Here is a 19,042-nt window from a genome sequence, read left to right as displayed (position 1 = left end):
GCGAAAGCGGCTTTGTGGAAGGCGCTTAGATCGGAGGGCGTTACGCTGGTCAGGCTCCCTTGGGCGGTCTCGAATACGCCGTAGATTCCGCGCCGCCAGGCCAGCTCGGCGATCGCGTGAGGTTCGCGCTCATTGGCAATGATTTCGGAGAGAAGCTGGGCGCGTATGCGGTCGAAAAGTGCTGGTATAGCCGGCTGCGAGTCCCGCCGCCGAGGATGTCGGCCAGTAGTCGAGCGCCTCGGCCTCGCACCAGGGACCGCCCATCGAATGACTCATGCGAGGCGTCTCAAGGCTGTCCGCGATCCAGCGCCAGATCTCCGCCTCGCCCGAGGCGCGCAGAGCTGGCCGGTTGTGCAGGAGCCGTAGGCAATATTCGCCTTCCTTGTTCGGACGTGTAACGCTTGCGTCTCCCGTCGCATTCTACCTGGCTTTCCGAACGTAGCCGTGATGCGAACTCTTGCTGCATATAAAGTCGAATCAGGGGGATTGAGTCATACGATACGGAGTCTTGACTTTGGCAGTCGCTCTGCGACATTACCTATATAAAGGTCGAAAGATGGTGATATGGATCATGCATAGGTCACGGAGACCCGAATGACGGCAGCGCATAAACGCACCTATTCGCGCTACGCGATGGAAGCGCTTGGCCTTTTCGGTAAGACCATCCGGCTGGGCCGGATGCAGCACCGATTAACCGCACAGGAGTTAGCCGAGAGAATCGGTGTTTCACGCAGCACCCTGCAGCGCATCGAGAAGGGCGATCCCAAAGTCGAAATCGGACTGATGTTCGAAGCTGCTGCCATTGTCGGTGTGAAGCTGTTCGATGCCGACGGCAATGGCATCACAGCCCTCACAGGCCGCATTGACGATCGCATCGCGCTGCTGCCGAAGCACGTCTACAAGGCCGGCAAGCAGATCGTCGATGAGTTCTAAGGTCCCCAAGTACGACGAAGCCTATGTCTGGGTCTGGCTGCCGGGCGAGACCGCGCCGGTTGTCGCCGGGCGGCTATATGCCCATGACGGACTCGTCAGCTTCAACTATGGCAGGAGCTTTCGTGAACTGGGCAGCGCGATCCCGCTTTATCTCCCGGAACTGCCCCTGAAGGCAGGCGAATTGCCTTTGCTTCCTGGCCTAACCATGCCGGGATGCATCCGCGATGCTGCCCCCGATGCCTGGGGACGACGGGTTATCCTAAACCGCAAATTCGGTGTGAAGGGCGATGAAATCGCGCGGCTCGATATTTCAGAACTGACGTTCCTGCTGGAATCAGGCTCGGACCGCATCGGCGCGCTCGATTTTCAGTTTTCGCCCACGAATTACGAGCCGCGCGCACTGGCCAATGCCACTCTCGAAGAGCTTGTCCAATCGGCGGAGCGGGTAGAGAAAGGTATTCCGCTCACCCCCGAATTAGATCAGGCGCTGCATCACGGCAGCTCGATCGGCGGCGCAAGGCCAAAGGCGCTGATCGAGGATGACGCCGTCAAGCATGTCGCGAAATTTTCCTCGTCTGCCGACCTTTACAGCGTCGTCAAAGGAGAATTCATAGCCATGCGGCTTGCCGCCTTGTGCGGCATCAGAGCGGCATCCGTCTCGCTCGTTCGCGCCGCAGGCAACGACGTGTTGCTCGTCGAGCGATTCGACCGGATCAAGGTCACGGGCGGCTGGCAACGCAAATCCATGGTCTCAGCGCTGACGATGCTCGCGCTCGATGAGATGATGGCGCGTTACGCCAGCTACCAGGATTTGGCGGAGATCATTCGCCACCGATTCACCGCGCCGTCGGAAACTCTGCGCGAGTTATTCAGCCGCATTGTCTTCAACATACTTTGCGGCAACACCGACGATCATGCCCGCAACCATGCGGCATTCTGGGATGGGGCTAAGCTCACCCTCACGCCTGCGTACGATATTTGTCCGCAGGCCCGCAGTGGCCAGGAGGCCAGCCAGGCCATGCTCATCAGCGGCAATAACCGCATGAGCCGGATAGCGTCCTGCCTTGAAGCCGCGCATCACTTCCTGCTCAGCGCGCCGGAAGCTCTTGCGATTGTTGAAGGCCAGCTCCGATGCATTGCGGAGAATTGGCCGCGTGTTAGCGAGGAAGCTACGCTATCCGGCACAGATCGCAATCTGTTCTGGGGCCGACAGTTCCTCAATCCCTACGCTTTTACGGCGCTGGAAGGAAGCGCCGACGTTCTCCGCGCTCTGGCTGACGAACTACGCAACAGTGTTCACGCCTGATCCGGCGCTGGATTTCGGACAAGCTCGGCAAGCGTAAGACGCCCACAATATGGACAACCCTTGCCGTGCCAGGACGAAGATTGAACAAACGGCTCTTCAACAGTGACAACGTGCACTGCGGAGAGATGTGGAGCTGACATCGCAAAAGCCCAAGACGCGCGACTTCCCGCGATACAACTCCACATAACTGAGCGTCTACAAGCGGTGCAGCCAGCCAAACATCCAGCCATCAAAGCGATGATCGTCTGATCTTTTGCCGATGACATCACGTCGGGGAAGACTTGTTCGAGCGCTTGCCGCTTCATATCGATACCGGCCTGGGCGTAGCGCATCGTTAGTTCAGCCCGAGTGGCCTGGCCATCGACTGATGGTGGCGATGTCAACACCCGCCTTGACGAGGTGGATGGCCGTCGTGTCCCGCAAAGGGCGATGATGGATGCTTTTTTCCGCCAGGGTGGTTCCTTCGCCCGCAGCCATGTGTGCGCAGCAAGTATCGAACACCGAACCGGGTGAGCAGTGTGGGGCGGTCGTTGCTTTGCTCGGCGGGACAGGGCGATACCAGACGAAGGTCACAATCGAAGAGTCAGGATCCCTGAACTCGTGCATCCGTATTGAACATCAGCGAAAACAGAGCGTAATCCCGCTGTCCAGAAGGCGTGCGGCGGTCGATACGCGCCAGGACGCTCTTGATTTCCGGGCTCATCGAGATATTCGACAGGTGCCACCCACGCGCTCTCTTGAAGGGAAGTGTCACCACCAGTTGCAGCGTATCCTAATATTCGGGGTGCTCCGAAATCAGGAACCGCGCAAAGGCATGCATCGCCGCCAGCCTTGCATTGCGGGTCGCAACTGCCACGCTCGACCTCAAGTGATGTGAGAAAGCTGCCCATCCTGTCGGTATTGATGTCGGAGACCGCTTCTTTCAAGAATATCTTCCCGCTCTCCCGCGGCATGAGCCCGTGGCATGCTTCGGCCCAATGCTGTGGATTGATGTTTCTTCATGCCACAACCTCGCTGACGAGACCGCCGAAAGGCCCTTCAAAGCGGTCGGTGGCGATCTCTCGCAGCTTTGGAAGGTAGTGCATTGATTTTTCGTGGAATGGGGACCCTGTTTAAAGGGTGATTTTCGTCCAAACGGGACCCTTTAACGATGGGGTCATCAAGATGCCTCCGGCTTGATCGGAGGCATTTGTGTTTTGGATGTTGGTTTTAGAGACGATTGCAAAGATACGTCGGCTGTCGCTGGTCCAGGGGAAGTCGATCAAGGCGATCTGCCGTGAGCTGAAGATCTCGCGCAAGGTGGTGCGCAAGGTCCTGCGTTCTGAGCAGACGGAGTTCCGCTACGAGCGCAAGCACCAGCCCTCCCCGCATGGGAGCCTGGCGTGAGACGCGGGACCGGCTGCTGTCGGCGAATGCGGCCAAGCCGCAGCGGGAGCGGCTGCCGGTCGCTTCGACGGCTTCCATTGCATTCCCCCGTCGGTGTCGAAGACCTGCACGGTGCGCTTCGACAACAACAAATACTCGGTGCTGTCGAGTGCCGTCGGTCGGCCCGTCGAGATCCATGCTTATGTCGATCGGATCGCATCCGCCAGAGGATGGCGTGGTCGTGGGAGAACACGTTCGCTCCTTTGGCCGCAACGAGGTCGTCTACGATCCCTGGCACACGGCGCGCGCCGTTCCTTAGCTGGGTCCTGCGGTCGGCAATGGAGAAGGTGCGGCGCAGCTCAAGGCGGTTGATGACGTCGACCGGCAGATGGTGTTGATCCTCACCTGGGTGCTGACCGACGGATTGAGCGCGGTCGAGGCCGCCTGTCAGGAAGCCATCGAGCACGGTGCATCGTCGGCGCCGGTGATCCTCAACATCCTGGCCCGCAGCCGCGATCCGGCGCCGGGCACGATCCTTTCCATTCCCCAGGCGCTGAAGCTAGCTCACGAGCGGTCGCCGACTGCGCCCGCTATGACAGTCTCAGGAGGACAAACAGCCATGGAACGCACCGAGGTACTGGAACTGATGGGAGCGCTGAAGCTCTACGGAATGCGCAGAGCCTATGACGAGATCATGGGCGCGTCGCCATCAAGCGACGGCACGAGCCCAGGATTGTCGGTGATCTCTTGCAGGCCGAGATATCGGAGAAGCAGGCCCGCTCCATCAAATACCAGTTCGCTGTCGCCAAGTTGCCGCTGGCCAAGGACATCGACGACTTCGACTTCGCCGACACGCCGGTCACCCCCTGATGCGCGATCTCGCCCGGCGGCGCCTTCGTCGCCGATCAGCGCAACATCGTCCTGGTCGGCCGCCTTCACGGGTCACCCAACTCGCGCGGAAGGTCGACCGCATTGCGACGGGCGCGTGTCGACTTCCCAACAATGTCAGACAGGAGGCACAACGCTATCGGAGCGATCGCATTGCCCGAAACGATTTTCCCAGTTGGCACGACAATTGCGGTCCTATGCGCAAAAGCAAACTAGACCTGAGAGCCGCACCGCATGAATGTAGCCTCCCAATATCTGCCGCTTGTGGCGCATCACGAAGCCGGGCACGCGGTGGCCGCCATCGTTTTGCACCGTCAGGTGTTCGACGACGACCGTGAACTCCCTGCTTTCTCAAGTGTTAGTATTTACCCCGACGCCGGTGACGGAGAGTGCGGTGGTGTTGTCGAAGGCGCGGGTTTTTATTCAGCGCAAGGAGTCACCTCGAAGCGAAAGCCGATTTTCGAGGACGATATGGATCGATATTTGAAACGCGATTGTGCGATCCAAGAGATAGTTGCGTGTCTGGCAGGTCCTTTTGCAGAATCCGCATTCGAAGGCTATCTGGACCCGCGCGATATGGCGATGAATGCGTCCGATGGGAATGACGGGAGCAGCGACTACGCGGATGCCAAGCGAATCTATGGTGAGTTGCGGTTCCTGATGCCGCGCCGCCCCCGTTGGAGGCGGATCGAAGATCGCACGGCCCGGCTAGTACTCGATCACTGGTCAGCCATCGAAGCATTGGCCGCGCATTTGCTGGTCAAGCATGATCTCCAATTCGATGAGGCTCTGACGATTGTTGCGCCGCATCTTCCGCCCATGCCAGCAGCTACGCCGCCAGAGCGTCATCCGCAGCCTGCTTGATCAGCCATTCGATGTGATTTGACCACATCTGCAACACCTCGCGCCTCTCCTTGACGTTGCTAAAGAGATTGTAGATTTCGCCAATGTCTCAGGGACGACGCCTTGTGTTCACTATGTGCTCGATGACGTGTGGCAATACCTGCCGCCTGCCGAGATTTGTCGCGAGCGTCCTGCGCAGATCGTGAAGGGTCCCGTTCTCCAAAGCCACCCCGTCAACATTGACCTTGCCGTCTCGAGCCTTCTTGCCCTTCGCGTAGCCTGAGAAGTGGCTTTTTTTGTTGACCCTGGCAGGGAAAACAAACGTGTCATTAGTCTTCGGTGCCGACTGGGGGACCGACACCGCCAGTGTGGACAGCGGAATAAGCGTAGGCTCTTCGTTCTTCGTGCGGTCACCCGATAGTTCTCATGTTCCGGCTTCAAGGTTGAGTTCAGACCAATGCATCGCGGCAACTTCCGTACGCCTCTGTCCGGTCAGCATGAGCAGCTTGACGATGGAGCCGAACGAATAGCCGATATCGCCCGGTTCGGGCTCACAGCCCGTCCATATAGCCGCCAGTTCGGCATCGTTCACCACTCGCTTGCGCTTGACGATCGGGGCCGGATACCTAATTTTCCAAACCCTCGCGGGAAACCGCGATGAGCCGTTGCGGCGGTTTGCGATACCAGTTGAAAATGCCCGCATATACCAGAAGGCCGTGTTAGCCCTTTGCGGGTGACCCCCGGCGACGATCTTCTTGGTGATGTTAGCAATGTCGGTGTCGATCACATGGTGGATAGAGCGACTCCCGAGGGCAGGCACAAGATACCGGTTCAGGCTGGCCTCGACCAGTGCGGTGTTTTGAGGGTCGTTACTCGGCGGCCTGGAGGTGATCGCCATCGCCGTCCTCGGTATCGTCAGCGCTGATATGCGCCTGATCGGCAAGGAAGGCTGGCAGTTCCGATGGAGCTATGCTGGAATTTGGGCGACGAGGCTGATCAAGCGGCGCTCTGCGGCTTCGTTTCGATGACCTGGATTCCGTCCAGGAACCTGGCACCTGCGATGAGTTTCGGCAACTGATTTTGTCCTTTCAATCGTCGCCACTTCCTGGCCGCGGCCAACAGCTTGAAGACCATCAGCTGGGCGGTTTTCGAGGATAGCGAGCCCTTGGTGCGAACCGTGCGATAGCGAACGGTTGCAAAGACGCTTTCGATGGGATTGGACGTTCGCAGATGATCCCAGTGTTCGGCGGGGAAATCGTAGAGCGCCAGCGACGCATTCTGATCTTTCGTCAGGCAGTCGACCGCCTTGGCATACGCCTCGGCCTCCATCTCGATCGCATGCGCAAGCAATTTGCGCGCGCCGCTGCGAAGTACATCCGTCAGGGTATCATCGATTTCGTCGGGCTGACGAAGGCGAACAATGTGTTGATAGTCTCGTTCATGGCGTATCACTCTCCTTGAGAGGTACTGGCAGGCTTCATCACCCGCCTCGATACGCCGCTCTCCTCAAGCCGCCATCATCCAGTTTCCGCCATGGCTCCCCCTGATTGATCCGCTTCACCTGTGCAACTGCACAGGCTGCCCTAGCGGGGAGATTGGCCTCCAATGGCGAAAACTTGCCGCAGGAGACCCTCCGATGACCGTGCCTATGGCGCCGCCGCTACGACAACTTGCCGACAAGCAGCGTGCGATCCACTGCCGCGCTACTGCGCCTTCAAGGGACGTCTGGATCGCGACGCAGGAGCCGATGACCGTTACGGGATCAATTCCAGGTCGCGCTGGCCGTCGCTGTGCCAGTTCGACGGTCTGGTGGCAATTTGGGCACATCTTCTGTCGCCGACAGTGGCGATGGCTGACGCTTCAACGAAACGGGGTCTTCGACGTCTGCTGCCTTCGCCGATGCTTTGCGAAGTGGCATAATGTTTCGACGCACGCAGGCGCGGGCAGGGGATGTCAGTCATGAATCTCCTGACTGGCGCGGATCAGGCCGATTGGCGGGATGAAAGATCATACGACTACACCGCTGGCCTGACGCTGCGGGAGTGGGCTTGGGAGTTCTTACGCCGCAATCCAGCGTTCCAGCGCGATCTGACCGCTGCGCGCCAGCATTGCAAGACTTGGTCTCTCCAATCCTTTCTCGATATGGTCGCGTCGGCCGGCGACCTGTCACGCTGGGGTGTTCTGTTTCGCGGAGTCTTGTGGCCGCGCTTCGGTCGTATTCTGGTGTCCGCTCTGGTGCGTCCATGTGCTGCCGGTCATTGCGGAACGGTTGCCTGCCTCGTCGCCGACACCGCCGTTCGAACTCTCGGCATTGCCCTGTCGTGCAACCGTCCTGCTGGCGCCCGACAAGAGCCAGCATGTTCTTCTTCGCAATGCGGACCACGCGCTGCAGCTCGCCGTCTCGGGCGCGAATATCCTCCACCCTGTTTGCCTGCATACGCAAGCCATCTGGCCCGCGGTGCTTTTAAAGCATCGACTGAGGGGACTGGAGTGCCTCAATGCTCTCAGTCTAGGGCAACAGTTGCCCCCCCGCTTGTTTGCGCCGGAAAAGCGCGGCGTCCGTTTGTCCTTCGTTCTTCGTGCGCTCGACGGTTCGCTCGCCGGAGCACCTCATCGCGAGCTCGCCGAAGTTCTCATCGGTCAACGGCGCGTCCATGCCGACTGGGCGGATCCTCGCGATCATCTGCGCGACCGCATCCGTCGGGCCGTCTCGCGTGGCCGCGCGCTCATGAATGGTGGCTACAGAGATTTCCTAATTTGAAAAGCGACAGTCCGCGCTGTGCGTCGGTGGATGAACGTTCGCTCGCAGCTGTACCCGTCACCAACAGTTCGCCCGCCGACAGGACTGCATGGCGCCTTGCAAGGTGCGCTCTGGTCTAGCTTGTCGATGCCGCAATGAGATGGGCGAGGGTGCCAAGGCGGTGGTTCATTAGGGCCGGCCTCGACCTGGACGCACATCATTGGTCGGAAAGCGGCGTGCACCGCAATGTCGCCATAGCAGCCAAGATCCTTTGAGTCCGGACCTGCAGTCCTGTTGGACCGGCGGGTGCAACAATATGGAGGGATTTGAGGCCTCACACCGCTCCCTGGTCGACAGCTCGGTCAGACATAGCACCCACCGCTTGATTATGGAAATGGTGTGCCTGGAGTGCAGCGAGTAGCGGCTTGCTGCGCACTGTCCTAAGAACAGCAGTCATGACCCGTCTGGGGGTCTGCAACACGACGATTCAACCGCTTGGGCATTGTCGCATATCCCCACAATGTAGAATGCGCAACAGGGCAAAAGCTGATCCATCGGCGGTTTATCAATGCTTTTTGGCTTGGCACGGCACATGCAACGCAATCGGCAAAAGGCGCACGAACTGAGTGGCCCATCGGCCCTAGGAGCGCTGACTTATGCCCTCCCAAGGCATGTCCGGCCCGGCAGCGAGCTCAGTCTCCTGCCGGGCATCCGTGTTTCAGGTCAACGGCGTTTGGAACTTCCAATTAGGTGGCGGCATTGGCCGCAGGCCGCCCCCCGGTGGGGCGGAGAGACAGTGCAGCAGGTTTCAAATCCCGCCCATGCAAAGATATTTCATTTCCAGATAGTCCTCGAGGCCATGACGGGAACCCTCCCGCCCGATGCCGGATTGTTTGATCCCGCCAAACGGTGCCGCCTCCGAGGACATGCGTCCCGTGTTGATGCCAACCATGCCATATTCCAGAGCCTCTGCCACACGCCAGACCCGCTTCAGGTTTGAGGCATAGAAGTATGCGGCGAGGCCGTAGATCGTGTCATTGGCCTCGCGCACGACCTGATCCGCATCGTTGAAGCGAATGATCGGCGCGAGCGGCCCGAATGTCTCCTCTTGCGCGACTGCCATGACGCTGGAAATCTCGGTGAGGACCGTGGGTTCGAAAAACGTGCCATTCTTGCCGATACGTTGGCCCCCACATCGTATTGTGCCGCCTTTCGCAATGGCATCTGCGATGTGAGACTCGATCTTGGCCAGAGCATGCCTGTCGACGAGCGGTCCGATGTCTACTCCGGCACCGAATCCGTCGCCAACCGACAAGTGCCGGACTTTCTCCACGAATTTCTTGACGAACTCATCGTGAACGCTCGATTGGACGTAAATACGGTTCGCCGAAACGCAGGTCTGGCCGGCATTGCGAAACTTCGCCTGGATCGCACCGTCAACAGCAGCGTCGATGTCGGCATCATCGAAGATGATGAAAGGTGCGTTGCCGCCGAGCTCAAGGCTAACCTTCTTGATCTGGTCAGAGCACTGACGCATCAGCAGCCGCCCGACCTCGGTCGAACCGGTGAAGCTGATCTTGCGGATCTTGGAATTGGTGCAGAGTTCACGGCCGACGCGATCACCTTCGGACGCATAGATCAGGTTGACCACGCCATCGGGAAAGCCGGCCTGATGGGCAAGGGCGAACATTGCGCCAGCCACGAGCGGCGTCTGTTCAGCGGGCTTGAGCACGATCGTGCAGCCCGCAGCCAAGGCCGGCGAGATCTTGCGCGCCACCATGGAGGCCGGGAAATTCCATGGCGTGATCGTGCCAACAACGCCGATGGGCTGCTTGATCACTAGCATTCGGCGGTCTGTCGAGGGTGCCGAGATCGTCTCGCCATAGACGCGATTGGCCTCCTCGGCATACCATTGCAGATACGCCGCCGCATGCGATACCTCTGACACGGCTTCGGCAAGCGGCTTGCCCATTTCCGCGGTCAGAATCGCGGCGAGATCGCCTGCATGGTCGATGATCAGCTGATGCCATCGCCAAAGAACGTCGCTACGCTCTCGGGCAGTCAACGCGGCCCATCCCGACTGCGCAACATAGGCCTTGTCTACCGCAGCACGTGTCTCCTCCACGCCCATATCGGGAAGCTCTGCCAAAACTTCGCCGGTCGACGGATTGACGACCTCGAACGTCTTATTGCCAACCGGTCTGCCGAGTGCCGGCAGGCGGTCGATGGCTCCAAACAGGTGCGGGGATTTCAGACGGCGGATCATCGGCAGGCACAGGGGCAATACCGGATTCCTCCTCAACGCAGCGAACATCCAGGTCGACAGGCCGTCGGTGTGTATTCTGCACCAGCGGGTTCGTCCTAGGGCCTCGGCAAAGCAGTTGGTAGACCAAACATACGACAACAGTTCCGTTAGTTTGAGTGCCCGCGGTTCATCAGTTGATGGATTGAGCAGCCGGATGTTTGCTTCATCCACCCGCTGCCTGCTGGTGGCGTGCGAGTGTATTCTGCAAAAGGCGGCATGCATGCTGAGGAGCGCCTTTTCGGCGAGAGGCCCCTGGACCGCCAATGCCGCGCAAGGCCCGCGAAACGACTCCGCGGGTCTGCATGATCTGCTTGGCCCACCGGCCTCCATATTCGCTCTTCCCACGAGAAGCCCCAAGGAAGAAGGAAGGCGAGATGAGTTTCTTTACTCATCCTTGCCGCCCAGCGGCGGGCCGACCACCAAAATGGCGGGCTCGGCCGAAAGCAGCTTCTTGGCCGCCGCCTTGACCTGTTTGAGCGTCACCCGACCGATGCTGCGGGCGCGACGCTGGTTGTAGTCGACGTCGGCATTTTGAATCTGCAAATCCAGGAGCCGGTCTGCAATCGAGCTGGTCGAGCCCAGACGGTCAATGGCATAGGTGCCGATCAGGTGCTTCTTCGCCGCCTTGAGCTCGGCCCCGGTCGGTCCTTGCTGCGCCATCTGCTTTACCACCTCTCGCACGATGCTCAGCGTTTGGGCGGCGCAATCCGAGCGTGTCTCTGTCGTAACCAGAAGCTTGTCAAGGGTCAGTTCAGAGCTGACGTGATAGGCAAGGCCGCGTTTTTGGCGTACCTCCTCGTAAAGGCGGGAAGTCAAGTATGAGCCGCCAAGGATGTCGTTCATCAGCACGGCGGCGTAGAAATTCGGCGCGCTACGCTTCACGCCAGGCCAGGCCAACGTTAGCGAAGTCTGCGGCAGGTCGTAGTTCTCCTCCACCAGTTGACCGAGTTTCGGCGCGACATCGTAGACGGGGACGAGGGTTTGTTGCTCAGGCAAATCACCAAACAGCTGGTCAAGCCTTTCCCTCAACGTGTTCGCGTCAATGTCACCCACCACGGCAATATGGAGCCCGTCGCGAGCGAAAATGGCCTGGTGGAAGGCGAGGAGGTCGGACGGCGTGATGCCGGCGAGGCTCTCTTTTGTGCCTTCTCCCGGCCTTGAACAAGGATGCGCGCCGTAGATCGCGCGCAGCCATTTGCGCTGAGCGATTGCGCCAGGGTCTCGCTCGCTGCCGACGATGCCGGAGACAATCTCGGCGCGGACGCGATCGATCGGCCCCTGGTCGAAGCGCGGCGCGTTCAGCGCGAGCCGAAGCAGGCCGAACGCGGCGTCCTGCTTTTTGGAAAGCATGCACACCGATCCGTAGATGTCGTCGCTTTGCGCGTCCAAACTCATTTCGGCGCCGGCATCGTCGAGCTTCACCTGGAAGGCATCGCTGTCGTAATGGCCAGCGCCTTCGATGAACAGGCCGGCCATCAGTTTGGCCATCCCCTCCTTCCCGACCGGGTCCTGCGTGGTGCCGCCGTTGAAGGCAAAGCCGATGTTGACGATTTCCACTGTGTGGTCCTCCACCAGCCAGGCGATGATGCCCTTTTCGGACTTCACCTCCTGGATGTTCATCGCAGCATGGGGCTGAGCGCCGAGCGTCATCTCTTGATTCTCCGTCTTGGGCAAGAGATAGCCCGTGGTCGAACGGTCGAACGCGAGATAGCGGGCGGCAACTGCTTTGATTTGCGCGGCGGTAACCCTGCGGATGCGAGACGGCCGTTCCTCGACATCTTTCACGGTGCCGCCGGTGGCCAGCGTCGAGCCGTAGATGCAGGCGAGGTCGTCCTGGTCGTCTTCGGCAAAGATCATATCGCGCACAAAGCGCTCCTTGGCCTTGCCCAGTTCCTCGCTGCTGACACCATCCTTGGCAATGCGAGCGACTTCGGCAGCGGCCGCCGCTTCGAGATCGGCCAGCTTGGCATCGCCGCGCGGCGCGCCATAGATGGCGAACCTGGTGTCGTCGAGCATGGTGCCCTGGAAATAGGCGCAGGCGCTGGAAGCGATACCTTGCTGGACAGCGAGCGCCTGGTAAAGCCGGCTGCGGTTACCGCCGCCGAGGATTTCGGACAGCAGGTCGAGCGCTTCGGCCTCGCCCGGCTTGGCGGTATGGTAAGACGGCACCACCCACTGCGTCGAAAAACTGGGCACGCTGACGCGGGCGTCGGAGAGCGTGACGGTGCGCCTGGTGTTCTGCTCGGGCTCAACCGGCCGGATGCGCGGCGGCAGGTCGGGCCCGCGCGCCACCTTGCCATAGGTCTTCTCGGCCAGCACCTTCACCGTTTCCGGCTCGACATCGCCGGCCACGATCAGCACGGAGTTGTTGGGCCAGTAGTATTTTTCATAGAAGGCGGTGGCGTCGACGCGGTTCAGCTGCTCGATCTCCTGCATCCAGCCGATGATCGGGATGCGATAGGGCTGGTTCTGCCACAGCGTCGCGTCGATCTCCTCATGGAGCACGTCCTGCGGGTTGGTGTCGGTGCTTGAGCGGCGCTCCTCGATGACCACGTCGCGCTCGGTCTTGACGACATCGTCGGTGAGGATGAGGTTTCGCATTCGGTCGGCCTCGAAGCTCATCATCAGCTCGAGCGCCGACGGCGCCACTGTCTGATAGAAGGCGGTGTAGTCGGAGGAGGTGAAGGCGTTGTTGGAGCCGCCGATCTCGAACACTGCGCGGTCGAATTCGCCGCCCGCATGGTTGGTCGTCGCCTTGAACATCAGATGCTCGAAGAAATGGGCGATGCCGGATTTGCCCGGCGGCTCGTCGGCGCTGCCGATCTTGTACCACACCATGTGGGTGACGATCGGCGCCCGGTGGTTGGGAATGACGACCACCTCCATGCCGTTGTCGAGCACGAAATCCCTCGCCTTGCCGTCCTCCCATGCGACGGGGATCGGAGCCGGCCCCGCGCCGACCAACTCGGACGCAACGGACGTCCTGCGAAGCCCATGAGTGCGGGGCTTGCTTGGTAGTTCTGGTAGGGAGAGTGGGGTTATGGGCTGCGTTCCTGGCAAAGTGATCTGTTCCTCATTTTGAAGGATCTATGTCTCCCGAACGCCTATTGGGAGAAAGTGGATCGGCACGCGACGCCGAGCCACATGAGCCGTCAGCGTGTTGCTGGGCCTGACGCGAGCCTCATCTTTGGATGCGTCCGGGAAACTTTCGGCATGGTGAGGCCATGGGAAGTCTGCTCGTTATCCATTGGGTGTTTGCGGATACCTGAGCATGCCCCGTGCCAAGTAAGAAAGCCCCGATTCGCAAGGTTTGATCCAACCTTGATACTTGCGATATCCGACATTGTCGGGCATCCGACAGAAAGCGCCTTTCGCCGGCGCGCCGGCTATGACGCTCGCCTCCTCCGGCGTGACGACGATCCTTTGGCGGGCGCCGCGCACACCGATCTGCCCGCCTATCAGCACCGCGACATCGAAGGACAGCGCGATCGTGACTGGATGGGTCTTACGCAAACATGCAGCAGTGCCACCGCGATCAGGACTTCATCCGCCCCACAAAGACCCGAGCGCGAGGGACGACGTGTAAGGCAACATGTCATCCTCGATAATGATGCCGCGCATAAAGAGGTAAGGTCCCTCGTCGTACCGGCGAGCCCCTTCGCTGGGTCTCGCGAGGGTCTGGTTTGCGAACGTCGACCGACAGCATCACGGCATGGGCGGCCCCATCGGTAGGCAAGCATTGACCGTGCCATCAGCGTTGAGGCAGCGCAGAGCCCAATTTCCCGGTGCCAGCCGGTACGTTGGAGCTTCAACTGTGGCCAGCCAAGCGGGCCGAGGCCGTGAAACTCCTGATACCCTGGACCGTCCGGATTGCAACGCACGACGCCTTGGTCTCGCGCCAACGTCCATTGACGCTCAGCGAAGCATCATGCGGACGAGCTGGGAAAGCTTGGCCGGGCCGGCGCCTTCCCAGGCGCACGGGACGCGCGACGACCCATGTGGACCTTGGATTTCACTACGCACTTACGCTGCTTTGGCCTTGTCAGCAGCCTGAGCATAAAGCGTGCTCAGCTTTCAGGGCGAGCCTCTTTCATGTTGATAGCATCTGTCGTCATTCAGGATCGCCCCATTTTCGCATGCCGCTTGCAGCTTTCAGACTGTTGTCAGCCAGGGCCGCCATAAAGGGTCTCGTTTAACGCATTCGGGAGGCTTCATGACTCGACCACATTAATTTCGGGCGGTTCGCCGGCGCTCCGAATGGCACTTAACACCAGATCCTCTCCAAACCCGTGATGATCCAAGAGGAAAACGAAAAATCCCTAAATCAGAAAAAAGCACCGATACGGTCGGCTCCAGGCTGATGAAATTGCGGTCTCACTGGCCACGCACGATACTTGCGATGGCGATGGCCATTGCAAAGGCCGGTCAAGCACCCAAGACGCTGACAAGCACGCCTCCGACCAAAGCTCGATCGTTGGCAGCCTTTCTAGCCGTATACTTGGGGCATTTTGGGCCGGCGATCCGGACGCCGATTAAAACCTGCCGGTCGTCTAAATGGAATGGTTGGTCCGGGTCCTTACTGGACCTGCGCCAACCCGATCGGGCCGGCGCACAGGGGCACCCAGACAATTGGACACGTCGCCTTTGCGCGGCGGCTTGCACTTTCTCGGATGGCCTCTTTTCTCCCCGGGCGAAATCGAGCGAGCGGTGAGGCGGAGCCTTCGATTTTGCCGATCATGTCGTGTCGCTTCGATCGAACTGCTCAGACGATGATAGCGGCATTGATTGCCGCGGCCGAAATGCGTTGTGTGAAGTACGATTTCTACGCCGTATACATACTGCCGTACAGTTCGCCATGTCAGCAGCCTTGCCAGCAATCCGCCCTGTGTCCAAATGTCGTCGAATTCACCGGTGTCATTGAGGAATTCGTATGATCGCCTCGAAACCATCATTGCGACCGCGGGCGGGCGACGCAAGCTCTAGACTGCCACCGATCCGCTGGATAACCATGTTAGCGATATGTAGACCAAGGCCTGAGCCCGCAGCAGGAGTAGCACCACGACTAAATCGCTTTGTAAGCCCTTCGAGGTCGGGGAGGGGCACCACCGGTCCGGCGTTTGCAATAGCGATGGTTCCATCAGTTTGGACGGAAACTCTTGTCGGAACAGTGGGCAGTCCATGTATCAGCGCATTCTCGATCAGGTTACGAAGGAGGATCCCAAACGCATCGACATCCACTTTGCGCATCAAAGTGGGGCAGCCGTCGACGTTAAGATGCAGGCGTCCGGCATATTGCGGCTTTTTCCTCAGGTCGTCGATTTCCAGCCGAACCGATCGGACAAGATCGATCGCGTGATCCGCCATGCCAACCCCCGATTCGGCTTGAGCGAGCTGAAGCACTTTTTCGACAAGGCGGCCAAGGCTCGACAGCGCTTGCTCGATGCCGCGCGCACGCATTTTGGCCGACCCATTGGGAAGCTCGGCCACTAATCTCTGCATCTGAGCGATTGAACCTGCGATCGGCGTGCGCAGTTCATGCGCACTGTTTGCGGCGAACTCGCGTTCGGCCTCGAGAGCCGCCCGCAGACGATCGAGAAGCCGATTGACGGATGCCGCGATTGGAGCCAACTCTGCCGGGAAATCGCCCAAGTCCATTGGTGACAGATTGCCGCCGTCGCGCGATCCGATCTGCTGTCGCAGTACCTCGATTGGCCGCAGCGAGCGCCGGATCACGATCCACCAAACAGCTAAGCTAAAGGGCAGGAGCACGAGTGTCGGAAGGAAGACAAAAAGTGCGCCCTTCGCGATTGTGGTACGGCGGCCATGAAGCGGTTCGGCCAACTGATGATACACGCCGTCTTGGATCTCCTCTGTGTAGACGCGGTAATCAGCGTTTCCCCAAAAGCCGTTACTCAGGGGAGCATCAGGGAAGGGCTGCTGACCCTCTTCCGGTTCAGAAATAAGCACTATCCCGTACTTATTAATAACCTGCTCACGATAGGTAAAGTACTTTTCGTAAGTGGAAAAGTTGTTATTGTATTGATCAACGTGTTTTCCATTCAAGACCTTGATCAGCTCTGGTTCTCTGTACTCTGCGCTCGCCTGGAGCAAGTCATCCGAACTTTCGTTTACATAATTGCAAAAAATGAACGCAGCCATGGTTGGGGCGGCGATCCAAACCAGGAGCGTTGCCCCGCCTAACCACGATAGCAGCTTTCTCGTCATGCTGTTCGAGTTCGTCATGTGACCACGAGCCTGTATCCGGAGCCACGCACGGTTGCTATTCTATCCCCGCCGATCTTCTTGCGGAGCCGGCTGACATAAACCTCCACTGTGTTGCTCTCGAACTCCGAATTGAATGAATAAAGCGCGTGCTCGATCCTCCCCTTTGAAACGACCGAACCGGGCTGGCGTAGAAGGCAGTCGAGCACCGCCCATTCGCGTCCAGACAGGTGGACCTCCTGCCCGTCGCGGAAGAGGCGTCGCTCGGCTGCCTGTATGGAAAGCGTCCCAACCGAAAATTGCGGCTCCGGAAAATGCCCTTGGCGACGTGCCACTGCACGGATGCGTGCCGAGAGTTCCCCCAGATCGAACGGCTTGACCAAATAGTCGTCGGCGCCAGCGTTGAGCCCCTCGATGCGATGCGAAATCCGATCGCGGGCTGTCAGAATGATGACCGGCGTTGTATCAAGCCCCTTGATCAGCTCCCGCAGATAGTCGATGCCATTGCCGTCCGGCAGGTGAACGTCGAGCAAAATAACGTCGTAGCCGGCCACAGCTGCATGACCGCGCGCTCCGGACAGGCCCTCGGCCCAGTCGACCGCGTGGCCACCAGCCACCAAATGATCGTGCACAGCACTTCTAAGGTCGTCGTCGTCTTCAATGAGCAGTATTCGCATCAGGCTGCCGAGCTCCGGTATGAGGGCAAGGCTCCTGCCTTATTGATCGAAGCTGACAGTAGGCTGAACCGGCGCCAGCGAATATCTGGGGGCTTTCAGGCTGCTGTCAGCTACAATTGCAAGAAAGGGGTCGTTAACAAAGCCAAACGAAGAGCCCCTATGAAACCCCTCCTGATCTCGGCACTTTTGCTCAATGTGACCACCGGCGGCTGTACACTGGTTGGCGGGCAATTCGACGTGGCGGTCAACGAATGGCAGCCGCGCCACGCGTCAATGTCCAGGCTTGAAACTGACAGGTGTCTTAAATACGAGGGCACCGTAGCGGGTGCCTCCAGTTATCGAACAGTGCCTAGCAGGTCAGAAGTGCACTTTGACCATAGGGGTCGTCCGTATTTTCGGCGCTCGCGAACAGAGTCGACGGTCAATCGATGCGCCACTGCCAGAGTCTGGAACGGTCAAGTGTTTGTTATCCCCCGTCCGGGCCATATTCTCTGCCGAGGACCAAGAAGGCCCTATTTTCGGTGCCCACGAACAGAGCCAACGGTCAATCGATGCGCCACTGCCAGGGTCTGGAACGGTCAAGTGTTTGTGATCCCCTGTCCCGGCCGTGTTCTCTGCCGAACTCGCCCTTGTAGTCGGCACACCAAAGATCGTTAGGGCGACAGCCGTTTGAAAGTGGTGTCCCCGTCGCCCTGTTGCGCCTGCGCTTGCGGCGCTCGACCATGCCGTGGCGGTCGAGCACGGCATGCACGGTCGAGATCGCGGGCCGGTGCACATCCGGATACAGCCGGGCCAGCCGCTCGCGTATCTTCGGCGCACCCCATGTCGGCTTGTCTTGCTTGAGGCGCACAATCAGCTTCTCGATTTGAAACGGAAGCTGATTGGCGTGGCGATAGGGCCGCCGCGATCGGTCCGTCAGCCCCTCCAGGCCGCTGTCGTTGTAGCGCGTGAGGATCTTGTAGCCGGTCTTGCGCGAGATATCGAACTCCCGGCAAAGCACCGCCATCTTCTCGCCGTCCAGCAGCCGGGCGACGAACTTCAGCCGCTCTTCCATGACGTTACACTCCTTCCAAGGCACCTTGCTCTCCTTGCAAAGGGCCGAAAGTTTAACCCATCTATCCGGAATGAACTGTCACCCATCTCTCGGGAAGGGCAGTCATGGCCAAGGCAACTGGAAGCCGAATTTTCTTTTAGAGTATGAATCAGCGCCGTCTGCCGAAAAGCGCGTCCACGATCTTCCCTTTTGAAACGACCGTGCAGGGCTGGGGCAGACGGTAGTCGAGCACCGCCCATCCGCGTCAAGTCAGGTAGACCTCCTGCCCCTCGCGGAAGAGGCGTCGCTCGGCTGCCTGTATGGAAAGCGTCCCAACCGAAAATTGCGGCTCCGGAAAATGCCCATGGCGACGTGCCACTGCATGGATACGCGCTGAGAGTTCCCCCAGATCGAACGGCTTGACCAAATAGTCGTCGGCTCCAGCGTTGAAGCCCTCGATGCGATGCGAAATCCGATCGCAGGCTGTCAGAATGATGACCGGTGCCGATTCAAGTTCCTTGATCAGCTCCCGCAGATAGTCGATCCCATTGCCGTCCGGCAGGTGAACGTCGAGCAAAATAAGGTCGTAGCCGACCACAGCTGCATAATCGCGCGCTTCGGACAGGTTCTTGGCCCAGTCGACCGCGTGGCCACCAGCCACCAAATGATCGTGCATAGCACTTCCAAGGTCCTTATCGTCTTCAGTGAGCAGTATTCGCATCATGCTTCC

Annotated in this window: 12 protein-coding genes and 5 pseudogenes; 7 read left to right on the top strand and 10 right to left on the bottom strand. The window is 59.5% G+C overall.

What is annotated here, in order from left to right; all coding sequences use genetic code 11:
• Positions 1–594: 594 nt before the first annotated feature.
• From EN852_RS17390 to EN852_RS17370, 6 genes and pseudogenes are all read left to right on the top strand, one after another.
• On the top strand, positions 595–933 hold the full coding sequence (locus EN852_RS17390; RefSeq protein ID WP_167498459.1) for a helix-turn-helix transcriptional regulator: 339 nt from the start codon (positions 595–597) through the stop codon (positions 931–933).
• Entirely contained in the window at positions 923–2,239 is a 1,317-nt protein-coding gene (locus tag EN852_RS17385) for a HipA domain-containing protein (RefSeq protein ID WP_126063913.1), read from the top strand. Before EN852_RS17390 ends, EN852_RS17385 begins: the two co-directional genes overlap by 11 nt.
• 1,200 nt (positions 2,240–3,439) lie before the next feature.
• On the top strand, positions 3,440–3,625 hold the full coding sequence (locus EN852_RS42390) for a hypothetical protein (protein WP_245460175.1): 186 nt from the start codon (positions 3,440–3,442) through the stop codon (positions 3,623–3,625).
• A gap of 54 nt (positions 3,626–3,679) precedes the next feature.
• Positions 3,680–4,213 (top strand): annotated as a pseudogene (locus tag EN852_RS42385) (IS21 family transposase); the annotation flags it as partial.
• 10 nt (positions 4,214–4,223) lie between these two features.
• Positions 4,224–4,534, top strand: a pseudogene (locus tag EN852_RS42380) (ATP-binding protein); the annotation flags it as partial.
• Between the two features lie 192 nt (positions 4,535–4,726).
• Positions 4,727–5,356, top strand: coding sequence for a hypothetical protein (locus tag EN852_RS17370; RefSeq protein WP_126097373.1), 630 nt, complete (start codon positions 4,727–4,729; stop codon positions 5,354–5,356).
• 403 nt (positions 5,357–5,759) lie between these two features.
• On the opposite strand, the gene EN852_RS17365 is transcribed toward EN852_RS17370, so the two are convergent.
• Both EN852_RS17365 and EN852_RS17360 read right to left on the bottom strand, forming a co-directional pair.
• The gene (locus tag EN852_RS17365) at positions 5,760–6,233 is read right to left on the bottom strand and encodes a hypothetical protein (RefSeq protein ID WP_126097374.1); all 474 of its coding nucleotides are present in this window, start codon (positions 6,231–6,233) and stop codon (positions 5,760–5,762) included.
• 98 nt (positions 6,234–6,331) lie between these two features.
• A complete protein-coding gene (locus EN852_RS17360; protein WP_281015810.1) occupies positions 6,332–6,787 on the bottom strand; it encodes a transposase in 456 nt (151 codons plus the stop codon).
• A 793-nt stretch (positions 6,788–7,580) separates the two neighbouring features.
• Between EN852_RS17360 and EN852_RS17355 the strand changes: the two genes are divergently transcribed.
• A complete protein-coding gene (locus EN852_RS17355) occupies positions 7,581–8,096 on the top strand; it encodes a DUF2285 domain-containing protein (protein ID WP_245329899.1) in 516 nt (171 codons plus the stop codon).
• A 787-nt stretch (positions 8,097–8,883) separates the two neighbouring features.
• Here EN852_RS17355 and EN852_RS17350 read toward each other — a convergent pair.
• The 8 genes and pseudogenes from EN852_RS17350 to EN852_RS17320 all read right to left on the bottom strand — a co-directional run bounded on the left by EN852_RS17350 (position 8,884) and on the right by EN852_RS17320 (position 19,036).
• On the bottom strand, positions 8,884–10,359 hold the full coding sequence (locus tag EN852_RS17350; RefSeq protein ID WP_126102500.1) for an NAD-dependent succinate-semialdehyde dehydrogenase: 1,476 nt from the start codon (positions 10,357–10,359) through the stop codon (positions 8,884–8,886).
• 405 nt (positions 10,360–10,764) lie between these two features.
• Positions 10,765–11,490: pseudogene (locus EN852_RS43335) on the bottom strand (pitrilysin family protein); the annotation flags it as partial.
• Positions 11,491–12,039: 549 nt separating this feature from the next.
• Positions 12,040–13,344 (bottom strand): annotated as a pseudogene (locus EN852_RS17340) (pitrilysin family protein); the annotation flags it as partial.
• A 276-nt stretch (positions 13,345–13,620) separates the two neighbouring features.
• Positions 13,621–13,893: a hypothetical protein gene (locus tag EN852_RS41695; protein WP_024505391.1), complete on the bottom strand. Its 273-nt coding sequence runs from the start codon at positions 13,891–13,893 to the stop codon at positions 13,621–13,623.
• Positions 13,894–15,294: 1,401 nt separating this feature from the next.
• The gene (locus EN852_RS17335; RefSeq protein ID WP_189546021.1) at positions 15,295–16,605 is read right to left on the bottom strand and encodes a HAMP domain-containing sensor histidine kinase; all 1,311 of its coding nucleotides are present in this window, start codon (positions 16,603–16,605) and stop codon (positions 15,295–15,297) included.
• Positions 16,606–16,619: 14 nt separating this feature from the next.
• Entirely contained in the window at positions 16,620–17,279 is a 660-nt protein-coding gene (locus tag EN852_RS17330; RefSeq protein WP_126097376.1) for a response regulator transcription factor, read from the bottom strand.
• A gap of 619 nt (positions 17,280–17,898) precedes the next feature.
• Positions 17,899–18,333, bottom strand: a pseudogene (locus tag EN852_RS17325) (helix-turn-helix domain-containing protein); the annotation flags it as partial.
• Positions 18,334–18,577: 244 nt separating this feature from the next.
• The gene (locus tag EN852_RS17320; RefSeq protein WP_245458615.1) at positions 18,578–19,036 is read right to left on the bottom strand and encodes a response regulator transcription factor; all 459 of its coding nucleotides are present in this window, start codon (positions 19,034–19,036) and stop codon (positions 18,578–18,580) included.
• Between the last annotated feature and the right edge of the window lie 6 nt (positions 19,037–19,042).

It is taken from the genome of Mesorhizobium sp. M2E.F.Ca.ET.209.01.1.1 (assembly GCF_004010375.2).
Taxonomy (GTDB): domain Bacteria; phylum Pseudomonadota; class Alphaproteobacteria; order Rhizobiales; family Rhizobiaceae; genus Mesorhizobium.
Note: the sequence above shows the minus strand (reverse complement) of the source record. Positions and strands in the feature narration are given on the sequence as shown.